The 6,712-nt window shown below is 55.6% G+C and carries 6 protein-coding genes; 5 read left to right on the top strand and 1 reads right to left on the bottom strand.

Features of this window, described 5'->3' with window-relative positions; all coding sequences use genetic code 11:
- Positions 1–135: 135 nt before the first annotated feature.
- The gene (locus GXN74_RS11585) at positions 136–1,005 is read right to left on the bottom strand and encodes an AraC family transcriptional regulator (protein ID WP_162371101.1); all 870 of its coding nucleotides are present in this window, start codon (positions 1,003–1,005) and stop codon (positions 136–138) included.
- 326 nt (positions 1,006–1,331) lie between these two features.
- On the opposite strand from GXN74_RS11585, the gene iolM reads away from it, so the two are divergent.
- From iolM to GXN74_RS11560, 5 genes are all read left to right on the top strand, one after another.
- Positions 1,332–2,504 carry a scyllo-inosose 3-dehydrogenase gene (gene iolM / locus GXN74_RS11580; RefSeq protein WP_162371100.1) on the top strand — a complete coding sequence of 391 codons (1,173 nt, stop codon included), beginning with the start codon at positions 1,332–1,334 and terminating at the stop codon, positions 2,502–2,504.
- 39 nt (positions 2,505–2,543) lie between these two features.
- Positions 2,544–3,503: a 3-dehydro-scyllo-inosose hydrolase gene (gene iolN / locus GXN74_RS11575; RefSeq protein ID WP_162371099.1), complete on the top strand. Its 960-nt coding sequence runs from the start codon at positions 2,544–2,546 to the stop codon at positions 3,501–3,503.
- Between the two features lie 30 nt (positions 3,504–3,533).
- Positions 3,534–4,592: a zinc-dependent alcohol dehydrogenase gene (locus GXN74_RS11570; RefSeq protein ID WP_162371098.1), complete on the top strand. Its 1,059-nt coding sequence runs from the start codon at positions 3,534–3,536 to the stop codon at positions 4,590–4,592.
- 161 nt (positions 4,593–4,753) lie between these two features.
- Positions 4,754–5,599: a sugar phosphate isomerase/epimerase family protein gene (locus tag GXN74_RS11565; protein ID WP_162371097.1), complete on the top strand. Its 846-nt coding sequence runs from the start codon at positions 4,754–4,756 to the stop codon at positions 5,597–5,599.
- A gap of 13 nt (positions 5,600–5,612) precedes the next feature.
- Positions 5,613–6,656 (top strand): LacI family DNA-binding transcriptional regulator, encoded by a 1,044-nt coding sequence (locus GXN74_RS11560; RefSeq protein ID WP_162371096.1) that lies wholly within the window; start codon positions 5,613–5,615, stop codon positions 6,654–6,656.
- Positions 6,657–6,712: the final 56 nt, after the last annotated feature.

Raw genomic sequence — 6,712 nt, 5'->3', positions numbered from 1 at the left:
TGTCTCATATGCCAACCAAATGCCAATGTTCGGATTTTGCTATTGGCTAGCTTTGCTATACGCTTTTTTAAAACTCAATTTTTAAAGTTTTTTGATCTCAGCTATTGACTTTTATTAGCTGGTCTTATTTTGCTCCTACTTGTTTCTTTCTATATAGGACTTCCTGTATTTGCTGGGGGACATCCCGATGTTCTTGGTGAAGATGACGTTGAAGTAGTTGGGGTTCCCGTAGCCCACCCTGGATGCGATGTCCGTGATGGACAATTCGGTGGTGATCAAAAGCGTCTGCGCCTCCCCGATGCGCCTGCGCAGGGTGTATTGCATGGGCGAATAACCGGTGATCTTCTTGAAGACGTGGGAAAGATAGTAGGGGCTCAGGTTCATGGCCCCGGCGATGACCTCCAGATTCAGTTCGTCACTGTAATGGGTGTCGATGTAGTCCTTGATCTGGTTGCTCAGGACCCGCAGGTCGCTGCGGGGTTCCTGGACGGGCTCCAGCCCCTGGACGGTGATCCGCTTCACGATCCGAAGCAAGGCCAAGGTGGCGAATTCAGCGATTTCGTCCCGTCCGTCGCAACCGGAGGCCAGCTGGTTGTAGATGACGCTGTACAGCCGCAGCAGGTCCTCGAAGTCCTCGCCGGAAGGGATTACGGGACGCGCGTCCGAGGGGATCAGGGCATTGGGGGGGAGGTTGTCGTACCGGATTTCCTTGATGGCGATGCAGTAGGTGTTCAGGTCCTGGTTCTCCTCGGGCATCTCGTCGTGCAGCACCCCGCTGTTGCAGATGATCAGGTCCCCCTGCTGGATGGGATAGCGTTCGCTTTCGATGACATACATGCCGGAACCGCTCCGCACGAACAGGATCTCTGCGAAGTCCTTGTGGTTGTGCATGATCCGGGGATGGATGCTGTAGCTGGCGTCGATCCTGCTGGCGGACAGGAGCTTCGGCTGGTTGCCGTTGGAGAAGGTAGGGGTGAAGGGGTGGTTGACGAAGCATTGGATCATTCTTTTCTCCTTTCGCCGGGGAGGTTGGGAAGGGGTGTCCCTCGGGATGGTTCCATTATAACGGTTTCTGGAAGGGGAGTAAAGTTCATTTAGAATAAAATATAATTTTAAATGCGCATTCGGAACGGTTTTGAAAGCAAGAAAATGAAGGGAGGGTAGAAAAGACACCTGGAAACGGGGGTTTCGGGAGGCGGATACAGCAAGAATATTGTAGCTGGAATAGGCAAACTCCACTATAATTGGATTATGAACAAAAGAAAGATGTGCGGGTTGCACAAAAGAGCAGAATTTTCATTTTAAATGCAATATATTAAGGAGGAGCTGAAATGAGAGCTTTTTACGTTGAAGCGGATTGGGCGCCCAAGGATGGCTACAAGCTGTCCGAAAGGGAACTTTCCACAAAAAGGGCGCTGCGGGGGAATTCCATCTGGAAGAACATCAGAGGCAGCGTGACGGACAGGCCGGAACCGGTGGCCAAAGACGATGAAGTCCTGTTGAAGATCGGCGCCGCAGGCATCTGCGGAACGGACGCCCACCTGTTGAAGAAGGGGGAGGACGGCTACAGCCTGTACAACGGCCACTCCAAATATCCGATCATCATCGGACACGAATTCTCCGGCGAGGTGGTGGAGGTCGGAAGGAATGTGAAGCGGCTGAAGGTCGGAGACCTGGTTAGCGTGGAGTCCATGCATTGGTGCGGCGAGTGCGACGCCTGCAGGATGGGGATGTTCAACCAGTGCAAGAACCTGGACGAGCCCGGCCTCACCTTCGACGGCGGGTTTGCGGAATATGCGGCCATCAAGGAGAAGTACTGCTATGTGTTGAACGACATCGTCAACCATTACGGGGACAAGATGACGGCCTTCGAGCTTGGAGCCATGATCGAACCCACAGGCGTGGCCTACAACGGGCTGTTCGTCCGCGGGGGCGGACTCAGGCCAGGAGGGCATGCGGTGGTGTTCGGAGCGGGCCCCATCGGTCTTGCGGCCATATCCCTCTTGAAGACGGCAGGAGCCGCCAAACTCATCGCTTTCGAGACCGTGCCGGAGCGCCAGAGGTTGGCCAAGGAATGCGGTGCGGACTATGTGTTCAATCCAAACGACTTCGAAAGTCCCGAGGCCCAGGCGGAAATGCTGATGGAGCTCACCAACGGCAGGGGCATCGCCCTTTTTGCGGAGTGCTCGGGAGCGACGAAGTTCACCTATCCCGTCATGGCGGGCTCCCTGGCCATCGGTGGAAAAACCATCCAGATCGGCCACACGCTGGGGATTACCCCGGTGGACATCTTCAACTGGCAGTGGAATGCGGCCAGCATCAGCGGTTCCAACGGACAGTCGGGAGAAGGCATCTACAGCGACGTCATCGCGCTGATGGCATCCGGCAGGATCGACATGCGGAAGATGGTGACCGGACGGTTCCACCTGGAAGACATCGAGGAAGGTTTGAAATTGACGTCGGGCAAAGTGCTGGTGAGCATGGACTATGACCGGCTCAAATGAACTAAGCAACCCTAAATTTTGAAAATGGAGGACAAAAATATGTCTAAATGGGAAATTCCTGCAAAAGGCGGCAATATGGAGGCTGACAACGGCATCTACTTCCAGAACATGACCAACCGTGAAGTGGCCGAGCGTCTGAAGAAGAACGATGTAATCCTGATCCCTATGGGGTCCACGGAGAACCATGGTCCCAGCGCTCCCTACGGCGAAGACACCTATCTGGACACACGTCTTTGCGAGCAAGTTGCGAAGGCCACGGGCTGCACGGTAGCCCAGCCCATCTGGTACGGATCCCATCCCTACCATCACCTGGGGATGCCCGGAACCATCATGATTCCGGAAGAAACCCTGATTGATTATCTGGTATATGTTTTCGCTGGATTCTGGAACACCGGATTCCGGAAGATGATTGTAGTGAACGGCCATGGACAGGACTATGTGATTCCTGCGGCCATCCACAAGTTCGGCAAGAAATTCCAGGTTCCCGGCATCATCATCTACGACCACTTCTGGTCTTCTGCAAAATACCAGCTTGAGACGAAGGCGAACGGCGGACCTTATGACACTCCTTTCATCCATGCGGATGAAGTCGAACAGTCCTGGTCCCTGGCGCTCTTCCCTGAATTGTGCAAGCAGGAATACGCTGTCAAGACGAAACCGGCTCCGATGATTCCAGCGGGACACATCAACAACTCCGCAGAAACCGGCACCGGCCCCATCAAGTGGTACAATGCCTTCGGTTCGGTGGGCATGGAAGCCATCTGCACGCCGGAAGGCGTCATCGGCGATGCCAGCCTGGCGGATCCGGAGAAAGCGCGTGCGGGTGTCGAGCAGGCACTGGATTATCTGGAGAAGCTCGTCACGGACATCATCACGATGTATCCCGCGGGTGAGCTGCCACCGACCGACAAGGTGACCCAAAGAAATCCGGAGGATATCGCAGCGGTCATCAAAGGCCCCACAAACGGTGGAAGGCATATCTTCACACTTACATATTAAAAACCAAACAAAAACCAGGAGGTATGGAAGATGAAAGCAAATATCGCGTTTATGTATGGCCCCCATGACTTGAGGATTGAAAATGTGGAGCTGCCGGAGCTTAGGCCCGACCAGATTCTGATCAAATTGAAAGCTTGCGGCATCTGCGGTTCCGATGTGGAGTGCTTTGAAGGCGAATCCGCGGAAGGGCGCTACGACATCGCTCCCTACACACCAGGCCACGAGTGGGCCGGACAGGCGGTTGCTGTCGGCAGTGAAGTCACATCAATCAAGGTAGGGAACAAGGTCGTAGGGGACTGTGTGCTTGCTTGTGGAAAATGCGCCAACTGCAAAGAAGGGAAGATGCCTTCCGCCTGCCTGAACATGCGTGAAATCGGCTTCCGCCCGGATTCCCCGGGAGGATTTGGAGAGTACATGATCCTGGAAGAGCAATACACCCATGTGATCCCAGACGACTGGGACTATGAGCTGGGTGCCTGGGTGGAGACCTTCAACGTGGGATATTGGGGCGTGTGGGGCAATGGCTGCGCACCGGACGCATCCGACGAAGTCGCCATCATTGGAGGCGGTCCCATCGGGTTGTCGGCTGCCATGGTTGCAAAAACAGCCGGTGCAAAAGTCATCCTGATCGACCCCTTGGAAGCAAGACGTGAAAACGCATTGAACTATGGGGCGGACTATGTGGTCGACCCCACCGTGGGAAACCTTGAAGAGGAAATCAACAAGCTTACCGATGGAAGGGGCCCCTCCGTTGTCATCGAATGTTCCGGAAACGACAAGGGAATCGCATCCCTGTTCGACATCGCAGGACACGATTGCCGCGTGGGTCTGGTCGGACACTCCATCGGACGGAAAGTGCCTGTGGAACTGGGCAAAGTCATCTGGAAGACACTGCACATCGCAGGATCCGGCGGCACAAAGACATGGTTCCCCAAGACCATCCGCTTCATGTCCCAGATCAAGGACAAGTATGATTTCGCAGCCTTGAACACCCATCACTATGACTTCAAGGACCTGGACAAGGCCATGGACATGGCTGTGCATCACAAGGATATCGCTCGCAAGGTCATGCTGACCTTCGAAGACTAATCGAAAGTTAACAAGCACAGTTGCATGTGCGTGCGGGGATGCGTATTGTCCCGTGGCGAAAATCCTCCCGCCGCGGCAAAGCATCCCTGTTTTTATTTAGGGGGGTCTTGTTGAAGGCGCTCATCACCAAGTCATAATATTTAAGAAGGAGTGTGAATCGAATGAAAGAATGGAAATATGCCGTGTCCAGCGCCGATGAGGCACCCGACACCGCGCCCATCCTCCTGAAGGGGAGCATCCTGGACAACCTGCGGGAAGCGGCCAGGCTGGGCTACGACGCAATAGAAGTGCATCTGCGGGAGACGGAGGAGCTGGACTACGATGCGATCAACCGGACCATGGAGGAGACCGGCGTACGGATCTCCATGATCGTGACGGGAAGATTGAATACGGAAGGCAAGTGCAACCTGATGGACGAGGTGCCTTATGTGGCGGCTGCTGCTGTGGAGGGAATGAAGCTCTACATCGACATGGCCTCCCGGCTGGAAGCAGGCATTGTCATCGGTTGGGTCAAGGGGAACGTCCCTCCGGGCAAGAACAGGGACAAATACATGGCCCGCCTGGCAAGGAACCTGCGCATTCTGGCGGAGTACGCCCAGGAAAGGGATGTCCGCCTGAACCTGGAGGTCATCAACCGGTATGAGGTGAACGTGTTCACCACTGCACAGGAGACCATGGAGTTCCTGGACAGGAATGGGATCAAGAACTGTTACCTGCATCTGGACACCTTCCACATGGGGATCGACGAGACCAATCCGGTGGAAACCATCCGGGCCTGCAAGGGCAGGATCGGCTACATGCACTTTGCGGACAACTCGCGCAAGTATCCGGGAAGCGGGATGATCGACTTTGGAAGGATCCTGGAAGCGCTGGATGAAGTGGGATACGAAGGCTATCTGGCGGTGGAGTGCCTGCCCTGGCCGGATTCCGAAACGGCTGCCGTACGGGGGCTGGAGCATCTGAAGGCAAAGGAGCCCCGGGAGATGAAGATGGCTTCGTCGTCATGACGGGAGGAGACGGATGACGATTACAGATATCGCCAGGATGGCGGATGTATCCGTGGCCACCGTTTCGAGGGTCATCAACAAGAAGGACAAGGGTGTGGGCGCCGGGACAAGGAAACGGATCCTGGAGATCGTGGAAGCGCAAGGTTTCCAGCCCAGTGCGGTGGCCCGCGGGCTGGCGACGAAGAAGTCCAAAATCATCGGTCTTGTGGTCCAGGATCTGCTGAACCCCTATTATCCCAGGATGGTGAAGGGTGTGGAAGATGAAGCGGGGGACAGGGGATACCATGTGGTCCTTTGTGACGGGAACAACTCGGAGCCCAAGGAGCTGGCCTGTTTGGATTTCCTGAAGGAGCATTACGTTTCGGGCATCATCTACAACAGCTTCAACATCGCAAGCGAGAAGGTCCTGGACAGGTTCGTCCTGGAAGGCATTCCGCTGGTGTTCATCGATGCAAAGGCGGAACTGCCTGGAAGCGGCTGCGTCTACGTGGACAATGAGGCGGCCATGCACAGGATGGTCGGTGAGCTCCTCGCCATGGGGCACAAGCGGATCGGGTTCATGGCCGGCTTCGACAGCCATTCCACCAGGGGAAGGTTCAAGGGGTATTTGAGGGCGCTGGAGGACAACCAGATCCCCATGGACCCCCATCTTCTGGTGGAAGGGGCGTCCACGATCGAATCCGGATGCCAGGCGATGGAAGAATTGTTGGAGAGGAATCCCTGGAGGATGTCGGCGGTGGTCTGCTGCAACGACCTGATGGCGATCGGGGCGTTGCAGGCGTTGGAAAGGAGGGGGATCCGGGTACCGGAAGAGATTTCGGTTGCCGGTTTCGACGACATTGAAATGAGCAGCGTGGTCAAGCCCCGGCTGACGACCATTTCCCAGCCGAACTACGAGATGGGTCGCGCCAGCGCCCGGATGCTGATTGAGGCGATTGAGAGCGGAGACAAGAAGGGGATGGGGAATCTGGTGTTTGACCCCGAGATGGTGTTCCGGGAGTCGGTGGCGCCCGTCCATCCTCCGGCCATGGTGGGAAGAAGGAAGTTCGTCGGATGATCCCATGTTTTATGAAAAGGAAGGGCCTTCCCTGTTTGGTGGGGAAGGCCCTTCCT

The organism is Anaerotalea alkaliphila (genome assembly GCF_010179735.1).
GTDB classification, from domain to species: domain Bacteria; phylum Bacillota; class Clostridia; order Lachnospirales; family Vallitaleaceae; genus Anaerotalea; species Anaerotalea alkaliphila.
The sequence above is the reverse complement of the archived record's forward strand: the minus strand, read 5'-3'. Positions and strand labels throughout refer to the sequence as shown.

Bases quoted from the DNA above. Each gene is read 5' to 3' on its own strand.
- GXN74_RS11560 (WP_162371096.1), top strand. From the start codon at position 5,613: ATGACGATTACAGATATCGCCAGGATGGCGGATGTATCCGTGGCCACC.
- GXN74_RS11570 (WP_162371098.1), top strand. From the start codon at position 3,534: ATGAAAGCAAATATCGCGTTTATGTATGGCCCCCATGACTTGAGGATT.
- iolM (WP_162371100.1), top strand. From the start codon at position 1,332: ATGAGAGCTTTTTACGTTGAAGCGGATTGGGCGCCCAAGGATGGCTAC.
- GXN74_RS11585 (WP_162371101.1), bottom strand. From the start codon at position 1,005: ATGATCCAATGCTTCGTCAACCACCCCTTCACCCCTACCTTCTCCAAC.
- GXN74_RS11565 (WP_162371097.1), top strand. From the start codon at position 4,754: ATGAAAGAATGGAAATATGCCGTGTCCAGCGCCGATGAGGCACCCGAC.
- iolN (WP_162371099.1), top strand. From the start codon at position 2,544: ATGTCTAAATGGGAAATTCCTGCAAAAGGCGGCAATATGGAGGCTGAC.